At 60.9% G+C, this 18,530-nt stretch carries 13 protein-coding genes; 7 read left to right on the top strand and 6 right to left on the bottom strand.

What is annotated here, in order from left to right:
• Positions 1-27 precede the first annotated feature (27 nt).
• Together C8D82_RS16655 and C8D82_RS16650 are read left to right on the top strand one after the other, a co-directional pair.
• Positions 28-1,215, top strand: coding sequence for a GntR family transcriptional regulator (locus tag C8D82_RS16655; RefSeq protein ID WP_116885424.1), 1,188 nt, complete (start codon positions 28-30; stop codon positions 1,213-1,215).
• Positions 1,216-1,218: 3 nt separating this feature from the next.
• Positions 1,219-1,992 (top strand): helix-turn-helix domain-containing protein, encoded by a 774-nt coding sequence (locus tag C8D82_RS16650; RefSeq protein WP_116885423.1) that lies wholly within the window; start codon positions 1,219-1,221, stop codon positions 1,990-1,992.
• Between the two features lie 68 nt (positions 1,993-2,060).
• Here the strand turns inward: C8D82_RS16650 and C8D82_RS16645 are convergent, their stop codons facing one another.
• Complete coding sequence (locus tag C8D82_RS16645) at positions 2,061-2,723, bottom strand: YczE/YyaS/YitT family protein (RefSeq protein WP_116885422.1); 663 nt, start codon at positions 2,721-2,723, stop codon at positions 2,061-2,063.
• Positions 2,724-2,850: 127 nt separating this feature from the next.
• Here C8D82_RS16645 and C8D82_RS16640 point away from each other — a divergent pair, with 127 nt between their 5' ends.
• From C8D82_RS16640 to C8D82_RS16620, 5 genes are all read left to right on the top strand, one after another.
• Complete coding sequence (locus tag C8D82_RS16640; protein ID WP_165833143.1) at positions 2,851-3,756, top strand: helix-turn-helix domain-containing protein; 906 nt, start codon at positions 2,851-2,853, stop codon at positions 3,754-3,756.
• A gap of 210 nt (positions 3,757-3,966) precedes the next feature.
• Positions 3,967-7,209, top strand: a complete 3,243-nt coding sequence (locus tag C8D82_RS16635; RefSeq protein ID WP_133245246.1) for a hypothetical protein — start codon at positions 3,967-3,969, stop codon at positions 7,207-7,209.
• On the top strand, positions 7,206-8,012 hold the full coding sequence (locus tag C8D82_RS16630) for a prepilin-type N-terminal cleavage/methylation domain-containing protein (RefSeq protein WP_116885419.1): 807 nt from the start codon (positions 7,206-7,208) through the stop codon (positions 8,010-8,012). Before C8D82_RS16635 ends, C8D82_RS16630 begins: the two co-directional genes overlap by 4 nt.
• Before the next feature lie 12 nt (positions 8,013-8,024).
• On the top strand, positions 8,025-9,902 hold the full coding sequence (locus C8D82_RS16625) for a glycosyl hydrolase family 95 catalytic domain-containing protein (RefSeq protein WP_116885418.1): 1,878 nt from the start codon (positions 8,025-8,027) through the stop codon (positions 9,900-9,902).
• A gap of 93 nt (positions 9,903-9,995) precedes the next feature.
• Entirely contained in the window at positions 9,996-11,054 is a 1,059-nt protein-coding gene (locus C8D82_RS16620; protein WP_116885417.1) for a uroporphyrinogen decarboxylase family protein, read from the top strand.
• Positions 11,055-11,084: 30 nt separating this feature from the next.
• Here the strand turns inward: C8D82_RS16620 and C8D82_RS16615 are convergent, their stop codons facing one another.
• From C8D82_RS16615 to hisC, 5 genes are all read right to left on the bottom strand, one after another.
• Complete coding sequence (locus tag C8D82_RS16615) at positions 11,085-13,703, bottom strand: carbohydrate-binding protein (RefSeq protein ID WP_116885416.1); 2,619 nt, start codon at positions 13,701-13,703, stop codon at positions 11,085-11,087.
• An 8-nt stretch (positions 13,704-13,711) separates the two neighbouring features.
• On the bottom strand, positions 13,712-14,689 hold the full coding sequence (locus tag C8D82_RS16610) for a type II secretion system protein (protein ID WP_116885415.1): 978 nt from the start codon (positions 14,687-14,689) through the stop codon (positions 13,712-13,714).
• A gap of 102 nt (positions 14,690-14,791) precedes the next feature.
• The gene (locus C8D82_RS16605) at positions 14,792-15,829 is read right to left on the bottom strand and encodes a LacI family DNA-binding transcriptional regulator (RefSeq protein ID WP_116885414.1); all 1,038 of its coding nucleotides are present in this window, start codon (positions 15,827-15,829) and stop codon (positions 14,792-14,794) included.
• Between the two features lie 418 nt (positions 15,830-16,247).
• Positions 16,248-17,048, bottom strand: a complete 801-nt coding sequence (locus C8D82_RS16600) for a substrate-binding domain-containing protein (protein WP_133245245.1) — start codon at positions 17,046-17,048, stop codon at positions 16,248-16,250.
• 5 nt (positions 17,049-17,053) lie between these two features.
• On the bottom strand, positions 17,054-18,112 hold the full coding sequence (gene hisC, locus C8D82_RS16595; RefSeq protein WP_116885412.1) for a histidinol-phosphate transaminase: 1,059 nt from the start codon (positions 18,110-18,112) through the stop codon (positions 17,054-17,056).
• Positions 18,113-18,530: the final 418 nt, after the last annotated feature.

Below are 18,530 nucleotides of genomic sequence, written 5' to 3'. Positions count from 1 at the left end.
TTACAGGACAATCATTCTGGAGAGATCATGAAAACCGGAGAACAGACCATTTCCCTCCCGCCCCGGGCCCGGGTGATCCACTATCTGCGGCAGGCGCTGGCGGCGGGCGTTTTCGCGCCGGGCGACCAGCTTCCCTCCGAGCAGGAGCTGTGCCGTCAGGTGAGGGTTTCGCGCACCACGGTGCGGGCCGCGCTGCAGACGCTCGAAGCGGAACATTTCCTGAACTGCGAGGGTCGGCGGCGCTTCATCAGCGCCGCCCATGCCGGCTCTCCCCGGAAATCGACGCTCTTCACTGAAACCGTAGCGGTCCTCGACGACGAGGTCTACCCGGAGGACGAGGCGAGCTGCTGGGGCGAGTGGGAGGTGTTCTACCACCTGAACCGCGAGGCGGTCCGCCGGAACTGCCACACTTTCAGCTTCAAAACCGGCGACTTCACCCCTGCCAAAGCGGAGCATCTGGTGCGCGAGCATCCGCTCGGGTTGATCCTGCTCCACCAGAACCGGACTCCCTCCGAAGCGATCCGGCGGCTGCTCGACGGCTGCCGTTCCGCCGGGATTCCGCTGGTCCGGTATGAGTCCGATACGCCGGAGTGCCCGGGTGCGGACGTGATCGCCTCCGACCACCGGCAGGGATGTGCGGAGTTGACCCGCTGGCTGATCGGGCAGGGCAAAAGGCGCATCCTGCGTTACTGGCGGCTGAACTCCCTTGATCCGGCCCGTCCCAACTGGCTGGTCCAGCGCGACCTGGGATATGAGGACGCGATGCGCGAGGCCGGGCTGGAGCCGCTGCCCGCAGTGGAATACACCTACTACGATCAGGACCGGACGCCGACCCGGCGGGACTTCGACTGCCGGGTCTACGAGGCGACGGGGCGGCTTTATGAGTATCAGGCGCTTCACGGCAGGGTCGACGCGGTCGTCTGCGCTTCCGACGGCGTCACCTTTTCCGTCGCCGCCGCCTGCCGGAAGCTCGGGCTGAAGCCCAACCGCGACCTCTGGATCGCCGGCTACGACAACAACTATTACAACTGCCCCGACCGCATGTTCGAGGAAACGCTGCCGCTTGTGACGGCGGACAAAAACAACCGCCGGCTCGGCCTCGCCCTCTTCGAGCAGCTGCTGCGCCGTCGCGAGCGCGGCGGCGACGGCAGGGCGGAGCGGCTGCTGCTGCCCCAGGAACTGGTCTTTCCCCGCTCCCTTCAACAGGAAGTTTAGCCGATGGAAGTTCTCTTTGCCCAGACCGTCGCGATTCCGGAATTCACGGCTATCGCGGTGCGCCGGCTGCGGCAGCCCGGCACTCCGCAGCGCATCGTCGCCCAGCCGGGCACATTCCGTTTCTTCCTGACCGGCGGCGAAATCGAATTCTTCCTGCCGGAAAGCCGCGATCCGGTGCCGCTCACCCGCCGGATGATCCTGATGCTCCGCCCGGAAGAGGAGGCGCTCTATTCTTCATCCTCCCCCCGCCCCGTGCCGTATTTGCGGCTCGAACTGACCGTGAAGCAGCCGGACCGGACGGAACCTCCGCCGCGTCTGGCGGTGTTCCGGTACGCCCATCCCGTTTTCGGCGTCGCGGACCGGCTCGACGAGGCCCTGGCCAATCCGGGCCCCTGTTCCGCCGCGCTCGCCCGGCTGCTGGCGCAGGAGTTCTGGCTCTATCTGCACGAGCAGCGCACCGGAACCGGCGGCGCCGATCCCCGGCTCGACCGCATGCTCCGCTATCTGGAGGAACGGCTGCTCGAACACCCGACCCGGCAGCAGCTGGCCCGGGAATTCAACCTCTCGCCCCAGCAGGTGAATTTACTCTTCCGCCGGAATCTCGGCATCTCGCCCGGCGAATACGTTCAGCGGCAATTGATCCGCTCCGCCCGCCAGTTGTTGCGCACCGGGAAGCTCAGCGTCAAGGAGACCTCCGCCCGTCTCGGCTTCGCGAATCCCTTCTATTTCTCCCGCATCTTCAAAAAGATCACCGGCCACGCCCCCTCCGAAAACTGATCCATGCGCAACCGGGATTTCGCCTTCGGCGGGCAAGGGGTGGAATCCCAGCTGCCTATGGCGACCGCTCAGGCCTGTTCGAGACGGGAAGCGCGGCACCACTCGCGCACCGGCTGCAACCGATGGATAAAGAAGCGAACGATGGAGCCGACGATCAATGCGGCGATGATCGTCCCCTCCCGGAAGCCGACTACAGCCTGACAACAGGCCAGCGACAAAATCACCGCCATCGTGACCATGCCGGAGTCGAATACGGTTTTGATGATGCCGAACTCCTTTTTGAGCTTCGCCGCGATGGCGCGCACCAGGCCTTCGCCGGGGATGTAGATCGCCTCCGCCACCACCTGCAGCGCGATGCCGAAGCCGAGCGTGACACATCCGGCCAGCAGCAGCGCGATCCGGGCGGGATACGCTTCGACCGTAAGCCCGGAGAGCAGGAACATCACCAGGTCGATCACGCAGCTGAACAGCAGCGTGACCGGAATCTGGAGGTACTGCGCCGGTGTGAACTCTTTTTTCAGCAGCAGCAGCTGGCCGAAGATCAGCGCCAGGTTGAATACGAAAGTGAAAGTGCCGAAGGAAAACGAAAAGATTTCGCACAACACATAGGGCAGACTGGAAATCGGCGGCGTGCCGAGTCCCGCCTTGGTGATCAGGCTGATGCTGAAGCCGGTCGTGGCCACCCCGCACAGAAATACCGCATAACGCCGTACAATCGAATTGCTGAACATGAGAAATACCGTTGGTTACCGTGACAAATCCTGTTAATATACCATGAATCGGCCCGGTTATCAAGGAATACGCCGCTTGAAACCGGCGGGAAACGGGGATAAAGTATCCGCAGGGAGGATTTTTCACATGCCGCGCAGAAAAGACCGGCCCGTCCGGCACAGCTATCACTACGAGGGAAATTATCCGGAAGCCTCGATCCGGCGCACCGACTGCCGGAACCTGCTGGAAGCCGGGCCGCTCCCCTTCTATCCGTTCACGGTGGAGGAGACGAGGCGGAGCAACCGGTTTCTGTTCCGGGAAGAGTTCTGCCGCTATATGATCATTTCGCTGGTGCTGGACGGGAAATTGCTCTATAAGCACGATGGCCGCAATTTCCTGCTGGCTCCGGGAATGGTGCTGGTGATTCCGGCCGGAACCAGCTATTCATTCGATACGTTCACCACCGGCGGTTACCGGAAGCTGGTGGTGGAACTGGCCGGACCGCACCTGGATTCGATCTGCACCACACTGGGGTTCGACCGCATGATGATGTTCTGCCCGGAGGACACCGCGCCGCTGCTTGCGACGATCCGGCAATTGGAAGAACTGCTCGGACAGCAGGCCAGAGCGACCATGCCGGACCTGCTGGCGGCGGGCTACAAACTGCTGCTTCAACTGGCCGGGGAACTGCGCGGCAGCCGGAAAAACTCCCCGCTGCTTGCCCAGGCGCAGCAGAAGCTGGAGAGCGCGCTGGACCGGCCGCTGGCGATGGAACAGGTCGCGGCGGAGCTGGGGATGAGCCTGACCAATCTCAACCGGATTTTCCGGCAGGAACTCCACACCTCCCCGCTGAAATACCGCAACACCTGCCGCATCGAGCTGGCCCGCGAACTGCTCCAGCACAGCACGCTCTCGATCAAGGAAATCGCCGCGAAAGCAGGTTACTGCAACCAGTTTTATTTCACGCAGGAGTTCCGGCGCTGCACCGCCCAGACTCCGACCGAATTCCGGCGCGAATACCGGGCCGCCGTCCCGCAATCCATTCACCAATAACGAGTTAATCCGTGCAGGAGCTTGCCGGAGCGTTTATCTGTATGATTTATGGTCGATTTCCATATATCTTTTTTCATGGAACTGTTGTATTTTCGTCGCTTTTCCATCATAATAAAAGAGAAAGCGAAGTGGTCCGCGGCGTTGATGCTGAAGCGCGGCCAGCCGCATGGTACAAGCGTTTTCCATATACGGGAAGAAAGGAAGGTTATTGTGAAGCAATGGAGCATCGTTGCGGCCGTACTGGCTGCGGCCGAACTGTTCGGGGCGGGCGGCGTCCTGTCCATGAACGGAACCGGCAACCTGCTGCGCCGGGAAGGGCTAGGAAAATTTGAATGGGTCTTTGTGCGCAAAGGCTGGAGCGGCACTTTCCGGATGAATGTGAAAAATTTCATCGCCCGGACCGCTTCCGCAACGGAGGTCGCCGGAGAATGGCGGGTCGCCGGCGGAGTGCTCGACAGCCGGCTCACCCTGAAGCCGGAGGGGGAGGGCAAATTCCGTTTCAGCAGCTCTTTCACGGCGGCGAAACCGGTGGAGGCCGCGATGCTGGCGCTGACGCTGGCGCTGCCCGCCTCGGCCGGAGGCGGAGAAGTGGAGGTAGACGGCAGACAAGTGGCGCTTCCGCCGGAATTCAAGTCGCTGGTGGTATTTGAGAGCCGTGCGGTCACACCGCGCACCTTCCGTTTTCAGGATGGCGACAGCCAGATCACGGTGAGCGGGGAGTTCGGCATCCGTATTCAGGATGACCGCAAATACAAGCAGAATTCCTATTCCATCCGCTTCTATCCGGCCGTCTCCGAGGGGGCGATCACCCATTCGGAACTGACGCTGGATTTCGAGGTGCGCAAGCCGGTATCCGAACCGGTCGATCTCCGGGCGGCGGCCAATATGGGATTCCGGGACGGACAGGCCGACGACGGCAAAGGCGGCTGGACCGACCAGGGACCGCGGAACGATCTCGCCGCCATGACGACCGGGATGCAGACGCTGGCGGGCATCCGGTATGACGTGATCGATCCGGCGGAGAACTCGGGACGCAGCTGCATTGTGCTGGCCGACCCGAAATTCCGCCGCTATCCGGCCTCCGCGCCGGTGCAACTGAGGGGAAAGGCGCCGGGAGAGTGGCTCTATTTGCTGCACGCATCGGCGTGGACGCCGAAATTTTCCGAACCGGTCGGCGAGATTGCGGTGGAGTACGCCGACGGGACGGTCCAGAGGATTCCGGTGCTTTCAGGGCGGGACTGCGGCAACTGGTGGCGTCCCGCCGCGTTGGAGAACGGAGCGGTCGCATTCAGCGCCGACAGCAACGGCGAACGGGTGGGACTGTATTCGTCCGGTTTCCGGCTGGCCGGCCGCGAACCGCGCCGGATCACCTTCACGCCCGCTCCCCATACCGTCTGGATGATCGCCGGAGTATCGTTCGCCGACCGGCGTGTGCTGCAGACCCAGCCGGCGCCCTGCATCATCCGGCCCGGAGAGCGCTGGACGGAGCTGAAAACCGGCAGCACCATCCGCAAGGGATCGCCGCTGGACCTCTCCGGCCGGCTCGACGCTCCGGCGGGCAAATACGGGCGGGTGGTGAACCGGAACGGGAAGTTCGCTTTTGAACGCAAGCCCGGCGAGCGCGTCCGCTTTCTCGGCGTGAACATCTGCCACCAGCACTGTTTCGTGCCGCATGAGACGGCGGACGCGATCGTGGAACGGATCACCCGGCTCGGCTATAATTCGGTGCGTTTCCACCATATCGACCGGCGCATTCTGGACACGAAGGCGAACGACACCTTCACCTTTGATCCGGAAAGACTCGATCAGTTTTTCTACCTCTACGCCAAATGCAGAGCGGCGGGCCTTTACATCTGCATCGACCTCTATTCGATGCGGCCGGTCAAGCCGGGCGACGGCATCGCGGAACTTCCGGCCAGCCACGGCGGCTCCGAAATCAAGACATTGATTCCGCTGAGCGCCGGAGCGATGGATTCGTGGAAACGCTACGCGCAAAAGCTGATGACGCTGCGCAATCCCTACACCGGCCTGACCATGACCGAGGACCCGGCGCTCTATTCGCTGAATCTGGTGAACGAGGCCGCACTGCCGGCAAGCTGGAACCGCTATCCGGCGCTGATCCCCGTCGTGGAGTCGTGCTATGCGGAACATCTCCGGGAAAACGGCGCTTACACGCCGGAGCGGGCGGCGGAGCGCGGGCCGGAGTTCTTCCGGTTCCTGGTGGAAAAGGAGGCGGCGGCACTGGAGGAAATGCTTCGGTTCGTGAAAAAAGAGATCGGTTACCGCGGGCTGGTCACCAATTACAATTTCAACGAGTGGAGCTATCTGCTGCCGCTGCGCGACAAGCTGGATTTCGTGGACAACCACTCCTATCAGGACCACCCGACCTATCCGCAGAACCAGTGGCGGCTGCCCGCCGTATTCCGGCAGGTATCTTCGCTGGAGGAGTGGGGACGCACTCCCGGCTTTCTCGCGCCGAGCCGTGAATTCGGGAAACCCTACACGATCACCGAGATGCAGTTCTGCAACCCGAACATCTACCGCGCCGAAGCCGGAACCGTGTTCGCCGCCGTCGCCGGCCTGCAGGATTACGATGGTTATTACCGGTTCAGTTACGCCGATTCCTTCGACTGGCGGCCGCCGCAATACTTCGCGCTGGACAACGAACCGGTGTCGCAACTGACCGAGAAGATGCTCTACTTCCTGTTCGGCCGGGGGGATGTCGCTCCGGCGCGAGAGGCGGTCGCGCTGGGCTGGGACGATTCGGTACTCACCGGCCTGCGCAATCTCTCCTCCGGTTTTCCCGCCGATCTGTACAAGCTCGCCCTGTACGGCCGGATCGGCAACCTCAAAACCGGGAAAGCCGTCCCGGGCGTGACCGTTCTTCCCGGCGGGACGGAGTGGGAACGGGGATTGCCCGCCGGATTCCGGAAAGCGTTGGCGGCCATCCGTTCCGGCGGCAGGCTGGTCAGCTCCACCGGCGAGGTCGAAGTCGAACCGGCAAAACGGCGCATCCGGATCGTGACTCCGAAATCCGAGGCTTTCACGCTCGAACAGGGGGATATCGCCGGAAACGCGGCGGCGGTCAACGGTGCGGACCGTTTCCAGACCATTTCACTGCACGCGCTGGACGACCGGCCATTGACGGAAAGCTCCAGCATCCTGCTGCTGCACGTCACGAATACCGCCGCGACCGGCATGCGTTTCCACGATGAATCGCGCCGGATGCTCGAAGACTGGGGCCAACTGCCGCTGCTGGTCGAAACCGGCCGCGCCGGAATCACGCTGCGCCACCGACACAGCGGCGACCTGAAAATCGAAATGCTCGCATGGGACGGCGCCGTGACCGGGGAACTTCCCGCGACCGCTGCGGACGGAACACTCCGGTTCACCGTGAACACCGCCGCCGGTGTGATGGCCTATCACATCAGCCTCAGGGAGGACGGGAAATGAAATTCTTCGCAGCGAACCATCGAAATTCCGGGATTTCATTTTCTGTCCCAAGCGCAAAATCCCGGTATTGCAGCCGTTTCACCCTTATTGAGCTGCTCATTGTGATTGCAATCATAGCGATCCTGGCGGCGATGCTGCTGCCGGCGCTGAACAAAGCGCGGGAAAAGGCGCAGGCGATCCGGTGCGTTTCCAACCTGAAGCAGTGCGGTTTCCTGATGAACCTCTATGCGGATTCAAACACCGATTACCTGCCCAGCCCGGGGCGGGCGACCGTCGACGGCAGCAGTTCTGGAACTCCGGCGGTCGCTTACAATAACTGGGCGAACGCGCTTGAAGCACCGGAGGAAGCCCTGAACGAAAAGGAGAACACGCGCTTTTACGCCGTGCTGCGCTGTCCGTCGCTGCCGTACACCGGGCGGCAGCACGGCATCTACCAGTTCAGCCAGGTCTACGCGATGAATCCGAATCTGACCGGCACCTGGAGCACCCGGCTGGCCCCCAGACGCGGGCGGGTCTGGAAAAACACGTATCAGGGAATTCCGTCCAGCCGCGCCGTGTCGGATTACCTGGTCCTCGGCGACAGTCTGAAAATGGACAAGGATTCCAAAAAGGCGCTGGAACCGTGGATTCAATATTACTACTTCAGCAGCGAAGGCATCCTGCAACTGCGCCATGCGGAGCGGGCCAACGGCCTGATGCTCGACGGCAGCGTCCGGTCGGAGAACCGCGGCGGCTGGCGGCTGCGCAGCAACTGGACTCCGGGGCTGGGCATGGCTTCCGGCAACGGCGTCTATCTGGATTAATGGAATCTTATCATGAAAATCACCACCAACCATCTGGAAGCGGCTTCGCGCCGTTATGCGCCCGCCGCCCTCGGCAACGGGGACCTCTCGATCCTGCTGGATTACGAAGGCATCCAGCGCCAGACTGAAAGCGGCTACGGCAAACTGCTCGCCGGCATCCGCCGGGCCGGCTTCCGCTACGACACCCAGCGCGGCGAACTGATCAGTTTCGGCTACCTGCTGCACGAGATGGCCGGACTCGGGGAACCGGTCGAATGGGAGCAGTCGCTCGACAATTCCGACGGCGTGGTCACTTCGAACTGCCGTTACAGCGACGGCACCGTGATCGAAAGTACCGCCTTCTGCCATCTGGAACGCAACATTCTGGCTGTCCGCCGCCGGATTGCCACTGCGCTGCCGGGGCCGTACCGGCTGCGTTACCGGTTTGCCCCTGCCCGCGCCCGCCTCGATGCGGACGGCTCCGGCCTGATCCGCTACGAGATCGACGGACTGCGCCGCTACCGGGGCACGGTTTCGCTGACCGCCGACGCGCCCTCCCGCTTCTATGCCGAGGACGGCGGTTTCGTGCTGGAAATTCCGGCCCGGGAATTTACCTTCTGCCTGAAGTTCGACGACGAGGCAACGGCGGAGTTCGACGAACTGCTCGGCTCAAATCGCCGGGCATGGGAATCCTATCGGCAGGAGTCGTACATCCGGATTCCATCCGCTCCGATCCGGCGGATGTATGAAACCAGCCAGTACCATCTGCGCATTTCGTCGACCCGCTGGTCGATTCCGACCGGTATCTACGATTCGCACTGGCACGGGCGTTATCACGCATTCGACGAATATTTCACCTTCATGGGACTGGTGACCAGCGGGCACTTCGCCGCCGCCGCGAAGATTCCGCATTTCCGGCACTCGCTGCTGCCGCAGGCGCGCCGCCGGATCGAAGGGGACCGGCCGCGCAATCCGGTCGGCGTCGCGGTCTACCCGTGGGAGACCAACGAGCTTTGCGAGGAAAATTCCCCGCGCGGCTTCTGGTACGACCATATCTTCCACGCCTCCCACGTGGCGTTGACGGCATGGGAATGCTACCGGTATTCAGGGGACCGCGAACTGCTTCGGTCCGAGCTTTTCCCGCTGATCGGCGCGAGCTGCGAGTGGCTGCGGCTTTTCCATGTACAGTACGACCGGGAAGGGCGGACCGTGATCGGCTGCTGCACCGACCTCGAACGGCTCGGCCCGCTCCGGCCGAATCCCTTTATGACCTCCTGTTCGGTGATCGCCGCCTTTGAAGCGGCGGCGACGGCCGCCGGTCTGCTCGGCCTCCACCCGGAATCCGCCGCCGAATGGCGCCGCCTCGCCGCCGGACTGCGCGCGTCGCTGCCGCACGGCGACGGCCGCTACCTGCCCTATCCGGGCTGTACCGAACACAGCATCGGCCAGCTCGCCGGAATCTATCCGTACGGCGTGCTGGCCGCGGATGACCCGTTGCAGCATGAAGCCTTCCGGGACTATGTGGATTTCAAGAGCGCCTGCGGCAATATGTATCAGCTCGGCAGCGGCGTCTGTTCGTGGTATCTGTGCTGGGAGGCGGTCGCCCAGGCGCGGCGCGGCGACGGCGAAGCCGCCGTCCGGCTGCTGGAGGAGGTAGCGGCCCAGTCCGGCTGTTTCGGTGAAATGTTTGAAATCTACGAATGCGGCATCCGGCCGTGGTTCACCACCGCCGAAGGGATCTTCATTCAGGCGGTCAACGAGCTGCTGCTGCAGTTCGATTCGGACGGCACACCGAAGTTTGCCCCGGCGGTCCCGGCCGCGTGGCGGGAATTCTCCTTCCGCCTCGGGAAACCGGGCGGCGGAAGACTCGAAGCTGATTTTCGGGAAGGGCGTCCCGCTATGATTTCCTGAAAAAATTCCCGGGCCGGCTTGCTTTTTCCGGCTGCACCGGCTAAACTGAATGTGTGCATTCCCGAATGAAACTCCATAATCAGAAGGTGCATCATGTCATACGAACACGGCTGGGCGGCCATCTGCAATCAGGCATCGGACCGGATTCCACGCACCGAATACGGCGTGGAAGGCAACCTCGAACTGCTCACCGCCGTCACCGGCGTCGAGATCACCGGCGAGGAGAGCCGGGAGGAGGCGGTCCGCCGCTTCGTGCAACAGTGGGATTACAGCCTGAACTGGCATGTCACAGTCTCCCGGGAGACCATCCTCGCCGCCGGCGGACGCGTCACTGATATGGGACATGCGGTGTTCGCCTCCGACGGCAGCGATTTCACCGCCGAAACCAGCGTCGCCTATCCCGACATCGAGGAGGCGATCCGGCTCCGCCCCAGCGAAGAATACACGTTCTTTCCGCGCCGGGAGCTGGTGGAGCGTTTCGAGCGTGACTATGCGGAGGTTCAGCGGCGCTATCCCGGCGTCCTGAGTACCGCCGGAGTCTACACCACCCTCTTTTCCGGGCTGATCGAAATCTACGGGATCGAACAGCTGCTGTTGCTGATGGGGCTGTACGAACAGGAGTTCAAGGAGGTGGTGGAGAGCTATTTCCACTGGGTGAAGCAGTTCTTCGACGCATTCGCCGAAACCTCCGTCCCGGTGATGATGGTGCATGACGACCTCTGCTGGACCGAAGGCCCCGTCACCCATCCGCGCTGGTATCGCGAAACCATTTTCCCCTACCTGAAGCGGCTGATCGAACCGGTCAAATCCGCCGGAAAAAAGGTGATCTTCACTTCCGACGGCACCATCGACGAATTTTTCGGCGATTTCGTGGAACTCGGTATCGACATGCTGGTCATGGAGCCGACTTCGGATCTGCGCCGCTTCGGCGAGCTTTACGGCGACCGCTGCGGCATGGCCGGAGGCATCGACTGCCGCTTCCTGACTTCCGCCGGCCATGTCGAAATCGAACAGTACATGGCCGACCTGCTCGCCTGGGGCAAAAAGCGCAACAACTTCATTCTGGCCAGCGGCAACCATCTGCCCGCCAGCGTTCCAGTCGAAAAAGCACTCTTCTATCAGCAGATGTACCGGAAATACTCCGGCCGCTGATTCCTCCTGAACCATCCCCGACAGCGGGTTTTACTGCCCCGGAAGATTGGCCTCGGAGGTGTTGACGCCGACTGCGTGACGGGTCTTTTGCCACTCTTCCGGAGTAACCGGAGTCCACTCCGGCAACCTGTCGCAGTAGACGATCAATGGCTGTGCGCCGATTTCAAAAACGGGAGCCGCCGGGGTGAAAGCGGGTTCATCCAGCTTCCAGTCCACCGCTTTGACAATGGTTCCGGCGGGGAAGGCGACTTGAACCGGCGCGGGGGCGGCGGTGCGGGTGAAGCGGCTGCCGTGGGCTTCATCGCCGCCGTTTTTCCACAGGACCACCGCACAGTCGGCAGGATTTTCCGGGTTGCGGAGCAGATAGGCTTCGACGCCGGGAGCCGGTTCGGCCATCGCGGCAAGTTCGCGGGTTTTCATCGCATCCACTGCCGCGGCGAAGCTGAGCAGCCGCAGCTTGGGCCGCCAGTCGATATCGAACAAACCGGAATAGATCGGATTCCCCGCCTCGATCCAGTCCCGCGACACATAATAGTAGACGCTTTCCATGCCGTAGAGGTAGAAGTCGCGGGCGAAGAGCTTGATCACATCCGACGGGTGGGTGTAACCGGCCTCCTCGCTGTTGACCAGCAGGCGGCTTGCGCCACCGGGCGTCAGGTCGCGGAAAAATTCGACGAAAGGCTGCTGCTTCAGCGGCCAGGTGTAGTGCAGCGAATAGCCGTCGAGCACGTCGGCCATTCCCGCGGCCGCGGCGGTGCGGGTAAAGGCGCGTCCCTCCCCTTTCGGGTCGTGCCTGTCGGTGCGCGAATAGGTCGCGGAAACGCCGAGCAGCGGAGTTCTGATGCCGAGCTTTTTCATCTCGTCCCGGACGATCCGGCAGTCACGGGCGTATTCCCGGGCCGTCGCCTTGCGCCACCACACCTGCGGCGCATCGACTTCGTTGCAGTACTCCCAGTACTGCGCATAGCGGTCATATTTCGGCAGAATGATCCGCAGATACTCCCGGAAGAGCTTTTCATGTTCGGGGCGGAAGGTGGAGAGGTGGTGGCCGCCGAAGTTGAATTTTCCCGGCGGATAGCCGATGGTGAACATGAAGTTCATGCCGTACTTCTGCGCGAACCTGACCTGATAGTCGATTTCAGTGAAGTCGAACTTCGGCGGCGCGTCGTTGCCGAGCCGGTGCCAGCAGAGCTCGGCGGTGCGCAGCGTATCCACTCCGGCGCGGGCGAGCAGCTCGAAAGCGCGTTCGGTCTCTTTCGGCATCACGCCCGCCAGCACGAACGGCTTCTCCATGCCGTGCACCCCGAAGCGGTGCGTCCGCTTCCGTCCGGCCGGATCGGGCAGCGGACGGGCCATCAGCCGCTTTTCGGCCAGTTCGGCGTTGGCGTCGCTGATCTGTTCCGTCGGCGCAAGCGTATCGACCACCGCTTTGAACTGCTGTTTTTCAAGCTCGTAGAGATGCAGCCGGAATGAACCGACCCGTTCCAGCACCTCCTTCCACTCCGGCTGGAGGTTCGGAGCGATCCGGCAGTTGTCCGGCAGGGTCGGGAACTCCCCGGTACAGAGATAGAATCCGTCGAAAAAGCAGATATACTGTTTGCTCATCCTGCGCATATCGGTGACGCGGACCGTCACCTGATGTTCCCCCTTGGTCAGCTTCACTTTGCCCGGCGTGACCCAGCCGAGCTGGCCGTTGCCGTAAGGACGGCTCTTCCAGCGCATTCCGGCGGTATCCAGCTCCGGCTGACCGTCGAACCGGATTCTGACCGGCGAAGCCCACGCGGAGCCGGGATCGGAGATGGAGAGCCACACATGGTACTCGCCGTCCTCCGGTACTGTGATACGGTATTCCGCGAAATAGCCGTCCGTTCCCTCCGGCGCCTTACCGGTGTAGACGCGCAGGATCTGCGAACCGGAAGCGCCCTTGCCGTCCTCGCGGGCGAGCAGAACCTTGCCGCCCCAGTTGGTGCGCACATAGTCCTCCGCCTCCCGCCAGACCTCGGAACCGTATTTGAGGCTGTCGGCCAGCTGTTTATAGGAACCGGCCCGTTTCACCACGTCCCGCCAGGCGGGCTGAAGATTCGGAGCGATGCGGTAACTTGCGGGAGGACGGACGTTGTCGGCGGTGGTCAGGTAGAAGCCGTCGAAATAGCTGATGAATTTCCGGTCCGACCTGCGCGGTTCGGAAACCCGGAAAACCACTTTATGCCTGCCTTTGGTCAGCTTGACCGAACCGGGATTGATCCAGCCCAGCACCCGGTTGGGATGCGGCAGCCCGTAAGCGCCGGATTTCCAGCGGCATCCCGACGTATCGATCTGCGGCAGGCCGTCGAACTGGATTTTGACCGGCGAAGCCCAGTTGGAAGCCGGATCGGAGAGCGAAGCCCACACGTGGTATTCGCCATCCTCCGGCACTTCGATCTCATATTCGGCGAAATAGCCGTCGGAATCCGCCGGCGCCTTGCCGTTGTATAGCTTCAATACGCGGTGGTTCGAAGCTCCTTTGCCGTCCGGCTGCAGGAACAGTGCGACGCCATCCCAGTTGGTGCGGGCATAGTGTTCCGCCTCCTGCCAGAGTTCGGCTCCGGGAAGCAATCCGGCCAATCCCAGCAGAGCGCCGGCCAGCAGTGTTTTCGCAGAAAGTGTCATGGCGATCCTCAGAAGTTATCGGTGGTTTTCCAGTTGATGCCGAAGTTCTTGATCCGGTTGTCGGAACTCAGGACCGCGACATCGATCTGGTTTCTGGTGATTTTTCCGACGTGTCCGTCCAGCAGCATCAGATTGACGCCGCCGCCGTGGCCGTAATCCTGTCCGTAGAAGTGGGAGGCATTGGTCAAGGAGTAGTAACCGGCGCAGCTTTCAAACGGACACTTGTTCATATAGGCGTCGAAGCCGATTCCGGTGATGCTCGGCTTTTTGAATTCGCCGCGCTTGTGGTATTTCAGCTGCTGAACGCCCGCGTTGTTGGCAAGCTGGGAGATATCCACGCTCTGCGCATAACTGATCTGACACTCTTCCGGGAACTTCGGGGAAATGCCGACATACCACTTCATCGATTTGCTGCTCGCGGGAGTCGAACCGGGACAGCGGAAAATCTTCTCCGCCCCCGAACGGCCGATATAAGGAGTCAGAAAGACCGGCCACGCGATCTTGGTCTTTGCCTGAAACCCCGCCGCGATATAGTCGCGGCTGTCGTCGGAGTAGAGGCCGTGCGCGAGATTGATCTGTTTTAAATTATTGACGCAACCGATACTTTTCGCACTCTCGCGCGCCTTATTCAGCGCAGGCAGCAGCATCGCCGCCAGAATCGCGATCATCGCTATGACGATGAGCAGCTCAATAAGGGTAAAACAGCGCTTTTTCCGGGGGGCGAAGTCCACCAGCGTGCGGCAAGGTGCCGCCGCCAGGTAACGCGCGCCAATGCCCCTGCGGGGGGCGCGCGGGTCATTTCCTGATTTTTTCCGGGGTGCCGGGGGGGCGAAGCCCACCAGCGGCATAAATAGGAACGAAGTGACGCACATGCCGTTATACGGCTTTTCTTTGCCTACTTTCTTTTCACCGGGAAAAGAAAGTATGGCGATGATCGCTATCACAATCAGCACTTCGATCAATGTAAACATCTTTTGCACTTTCATCTCCACTCTCCTGCTGGTTTGATTGTCGCTTTATTCATCTGGGCCATTTTTAATCGTTAAACCATATTTTCCTGTCAGCAAAGCAGGTCGCGTCCATACCGCTTACGAACAACGGGCGGTGCTGTCGCGGAGCGTCAGCACGGGTTCCACTTCGATCACCTTTTCCGCCGGAATGCGCCCTTCCATCAGGCTGCGGAGCAGGTGGTACGCCTTGTAAATCGCTTCGTGAGCGTTCCAGCGGATCGACGACAGCGCCGGATAGACCTGCTCCGTTTCATATTCATTGCCGCAGGTGAAGATGCTCAGGTCGCGGGGGACATCGATGCCGTGCTTCAGGGCGGTATAGAGGGCGGCTTTGGCGAGGCGCGCATCCGAAATCACCAGCGCGGTCGGCCGAACTGTCCGCGCGAACAGCTTTTCACAATATTCCACGCCTTCGCGCATGGTGTCGGCGTCATTTTCGAGGCGGAAGGCGTATTCCCGATCCCAGCAGGCGGCGTCGAGCCGGAAATCCGCAACCGCGCGGGTAAATCCTTCGCGCATCCCCTGCTGCAGTTCATAGCGGGGCAGACCGGCCAGCAGGGCGACATGGCGATGGCCGAGGGCGGCGAGGTGCTGCACCATGCGGTAGGCGGCCAGATCGTAACGGGAGTGAATCGTGTACTCGAAGTCGCGATCCTCGAAGGTTACGATCGGAAACGAGGGATTCTCCTTGATCCACCGGCGCGTGGCGGTGCCGACCGCGCCTCCGTACAGCACGCCGCCGGTGAAGCCGCCGGTCATCAGCGCGGGAACCTGTCCATCCTTCACATCCGGATCGTGATACTCAATCTGGCAGCGGATGCCCTGTTCATCGCAGAGCTGGATAAAGTGGTAGATCATCGGCTGGAAGAAGCCGGAACCGGCGATGCGGCGCGGCGGATCGCTGATCACCAGGCCGATGTCGTTACAATGCTTCTGCTTGAGCAGCCTGGCGGCGAGATTGGGTTCATAGTTCATCTGCCGGGCCACTTCCATGATCCGGGAACGGAGCTCGTCGCCGATCCGGCCGGTCCCGTTGAGCGCGGCGGAAACCGTCGCCACCGAAACCTCCGCCTGAATCGCGATATCCTTGAGTTTGACGCTCTTTTTCTTCATCATCGGTTTATTTGCCTGATCGTTTGCTGAATCGTTCTTTCATATTTAATTATACTCGATTTCACTGTCGATGTCAAGAGGGGAAGTAAAAAAAGTACGAAGAATTTCCGAAAATCCGGAAATGGAAAAGGCCGGGATGCGTTCTTGCGTCCCGGCCTCACAGGCTGCCGTCAGTGAAAGAAAAAAACTAATTCCAATCCTTACGTTTTATAGTTTCGGGGAAAGAAAAAACCTTGTTTCAATCCTTACGTTATAGTTGTTAAGAATAGAGAAAAAATCTGATTTCAATCCTGTGTTATGGTTAATGGTTTCAGCGGAACTCCAACCTGTGACTTTCATTATAAAATGTTTTCCCAAAAAATCAAGGGGTTCCGAATAATTTTTTATCCGGGTCCGGACAGAACCGGAAACGGAAACCGGTTCAGGGCAGCAAAGACAACCGGCCGGATTCCTCAAGATACCTGCGGAAATCCGCGCCGTGCATCAATTCCACGAAAGCGGCTACAGCCGGGGACGGCGCCGCCGGAACCAACAGGATATACCGCTCACAGAACGGATAGCTGCCGTCTTTGACGGTCTTGAGCAGCGGAGCGACTCCATTGATCTTCAATGTTTTCACCGTATCCGGCATCACCGCGGAAAAGATTCCCGCACCGAGCGCCTCGGCACTGCCGGCGGTCAGCAGCTGCAATTCCGCATTGGAACCGACCCGGAACATATCCTTGTCAAACTCCCCGGGCTTCACCTTCAGCATCCGTTCCGGCAGGCCGTAGCCGGCAGCGTTGCGGCGCAGCCCCAGCCGATAGAGCCGGGTTTTCTCGCCCGTTACCCTGGCCCAGTCGGGAGCGGGACCGCTCAACAGCTGGATCAGGTGCTCCGGAGTCACATCATCCAGCGGATTGGCCGGATTCACATAGAATACCGCCGCCCCCACGGCATAAGGATGCAGGATGCCGTTCCTCTGCCCCTCCGGCAGCTTGACTTCCCGAATCAGGACCAGATCGGCCCGGCCGGAATTGAATTTCGCCAACGCCTTCTCCGCGGAGAGCCGCTCAATGGAAATATCGTATTTTCCCGGCTTCTCCAGCGAGAGCTGCAGCGCAAGACTGCTGACCGCCGAATCTCCGGCCGGCGTCGCATCGGCAATGCGCACCGGTTCCACCGCGCTCAACAGCAGCGAAACGGTCATGAAAAGGAGAAAAAATCCGACAGCTTTCCGCATTCCGCTCATTTCCCGTAAATGGCCCGGGTCACATCAAGCAGATGATCCATCTCCTCCGGGGTGCCAATGGTGATCCGGACATACCTGCCGGTGACTTCCCCCGGGAAATAACGCACAATGATCGCCTGCTCGCGCAATCTGCGGAAATAGTTCCCGCCATCTTCGTCCGGCGGAGCCGCGAACAGGAAATTGGTCTGCGACGGCACCACCCGGAAACCGATCTTCTTCAGCTCCGCGTCGAGATAGGCGCGGGTCGCCTTCACCTGTTCGCAGCACTCCCGGAGATAATCGCGGTCCGCAAACGCGGCGCGTCCGATCTCCTGCGTCAGCATGTCGAGATTATAGGAATCCTTGAGCTTGAAAAGTCCCTCGATCACCTTCGGATTGCCGACCGCATACCCGAGCCGCAGCCCGGCCAGCGAATAGCTTTTGGAGAACGTGCGGGATACGATCACATTGTCGAATTCCGTCGCGAACTCCATGCAGTTGTCTTCCGCAAAATCCGCATAAGCCTCATCGAAAAACACGATGCCGTCGAATTTCCGGCAGATATCGCGCATCCGCTCACGGTCGAAAGAGTTTCCTGTCGGCGCATTGGGCCGGGTAATGATCAGCAGATTGGCGTCAGCCGCCTGTTCAAGCAGATTTTCCGGCATCGAAAAATCTTCGGGATCAAGTCCGATCCGAATCACCGGAGCCCCCTGCATCTTCGCCAATTCAAAATAAAGCGAATAGGTCGGATCGAGGCAAGCCAACGGCCGGTCCGGCGCAGTAAATGCCCGGAACGTCATAGTCAGAATATCATCCGAACCGTTGCCTGCAATAATATTCTCCCGTTTCACTCCGAGTACGCCGGCAATTTCATCGCGCAGCGTATCGGCCATCGGTTCAGGATAACGCCGGAGCTTCGCATGGTCGAAACCGGCGATCACCTCCCGCACACGCGGCGAAGCCGGATAGGGGTTTTCATTGGTGTTCAGCTTGACGAGATTGGCCATCTTCGGCTGTTCGCCGGGCACGTATCCCGCCATTGCATCGATTTCCGGTCTGAAATAAGACTTCATTACAACGCTCCAGTATGATATCGATCTTGTCGGAACTATAATATACCGCCGCACTCCAGAAAATACAATTCCTTTGCCGCTCCGTGCCCTTCCGTGGAAGTCGGTGTGTCAGTGCCCATGCCTCAAGCCCAGGCCAGCAGCCCGGAGGGGGTGACAACTTTTGAGTACAGGAACAAGCGGAGCTGCCCGGAGGGTAGTGAGCACGGGGCCGCGTAAATGGCTTTGCCGACCGACCAATGCCTGCCTGTACCGGCCGCCCGCACGCCCCCCGTAGGGGCATTGGCGTGCGCACCCGGCAGCGGCACCTTGCCGCCGCACGGGCAAAAAAAAACCTCAAGTTGTGTGCGAAGCAACTTGAGGTAAAAAAATTTCCGGCACCGTGCTACTCTCCCATAGTCAATTATACAGTACCATCGCC

It is taken from the genome of Victivallis vadensis (assembly GCF_003096415.1).
Lineage (GTDB): Bacteria > Verrucomicrobiota > Lentisphaeria > Victivallales > Victivallaceae > Victivallis > Victivallis vadensis.
This window is presented reverse-complemented; position numbering and strand designations above follow the sequence as displayed.

What these genes read in the sequence shown, in the direction of transcription:
- C8D82_RS16655 (WP_116885424.1), top strand. Translation starts at nt 28, where the DNA reads ATGAAAACCGGAGAACAGACCATTTCCCTCCCGCCCCGGGCCCGGGTG.
- C8D82_RS16650 (WP_116885423.1), top strand. Translation starts at nt 1,219, where the DNA reads ATGGAAGTTCTCTTTGCCCAGACCGTCGCGATTCCGGAATTCACGGCT.
- C8D82_RS16645 (WP_116885422.1), bottom strand. Translation starts at nt 2,723, where the DNA reads ATGTTCAGCAATTCGATTGTACGGCGTTATGCGGTATTTCTGTGCGGG.
- C8D82_RS16640 (WP_165833143.1), top strand. Translation starts at nt 2,851, where the DNA reads ATGCCGCGCAGAAAAGACCGGCCCGTCCGGCACAGCTATCACTACGAG.
- C8D82_RS16630 (WP_116885419.1), top strand. Translation starts at nt 7,206, where the DNA reads ATGAAATTCTTCGCAGCGAACCATCGAAATTCCGGGATTTCATTTTCT.
- C8D82_RS16625 (WP_116885418.1), top strand. Translation starts at nt 8,025, where the DNA reads ATGAAAATCACCACCAACCATCTGGAAGCGGCTTCGCGCCGTTATGCG.
- C8D82_RS16620 (WP_116885417.1), top strand. Translation starts at nt 9,996, where the DNA reads ATGTCATACGAACACGGCTGGGCGGCCATCTGCAATCAGGCATCGGAC.
- C8D82_RS16615 (WP_116885416.1), bottom strand. Translation starts at nt 13,703, where the DNA reads ATGACACTTTCTGCGAAAACACTGCTGGCCGGCGCTCTGCTGGGATTG.
- C8D82_RS16610 (WP_116885415.1), bottom strand. Translation starts at nt 14,689, where the DNA reads ATGAAAGTGCAAAAGATGTTTACATTGATCGAAGTGCTGATTGTGATA.
- C8D82_RS16605 (WP_116885414.1), bottom strand. Translation starts at nt 15,829, where the DNA reads ATGATGAAGAAAAAGAGCGTCAAACTCAAGGATATCGCGATTCAGGCG.
- C8D82_RS16600 (WP_133245245.1), bottom strand. Translation starts at nt 17,048, where the DNA reads ATGCGGAAAGCTGTCGGATTTTTTCTCCTTTTCATGACCGTTTCGCTG.
- hisC (WP_116885412.1), bottom strand. Translation starts at nt 18,112, where the DNA reads ATGAAGTCTTATTTCAGACCGGAAATCGATGCAATGGCGGGATACGTG.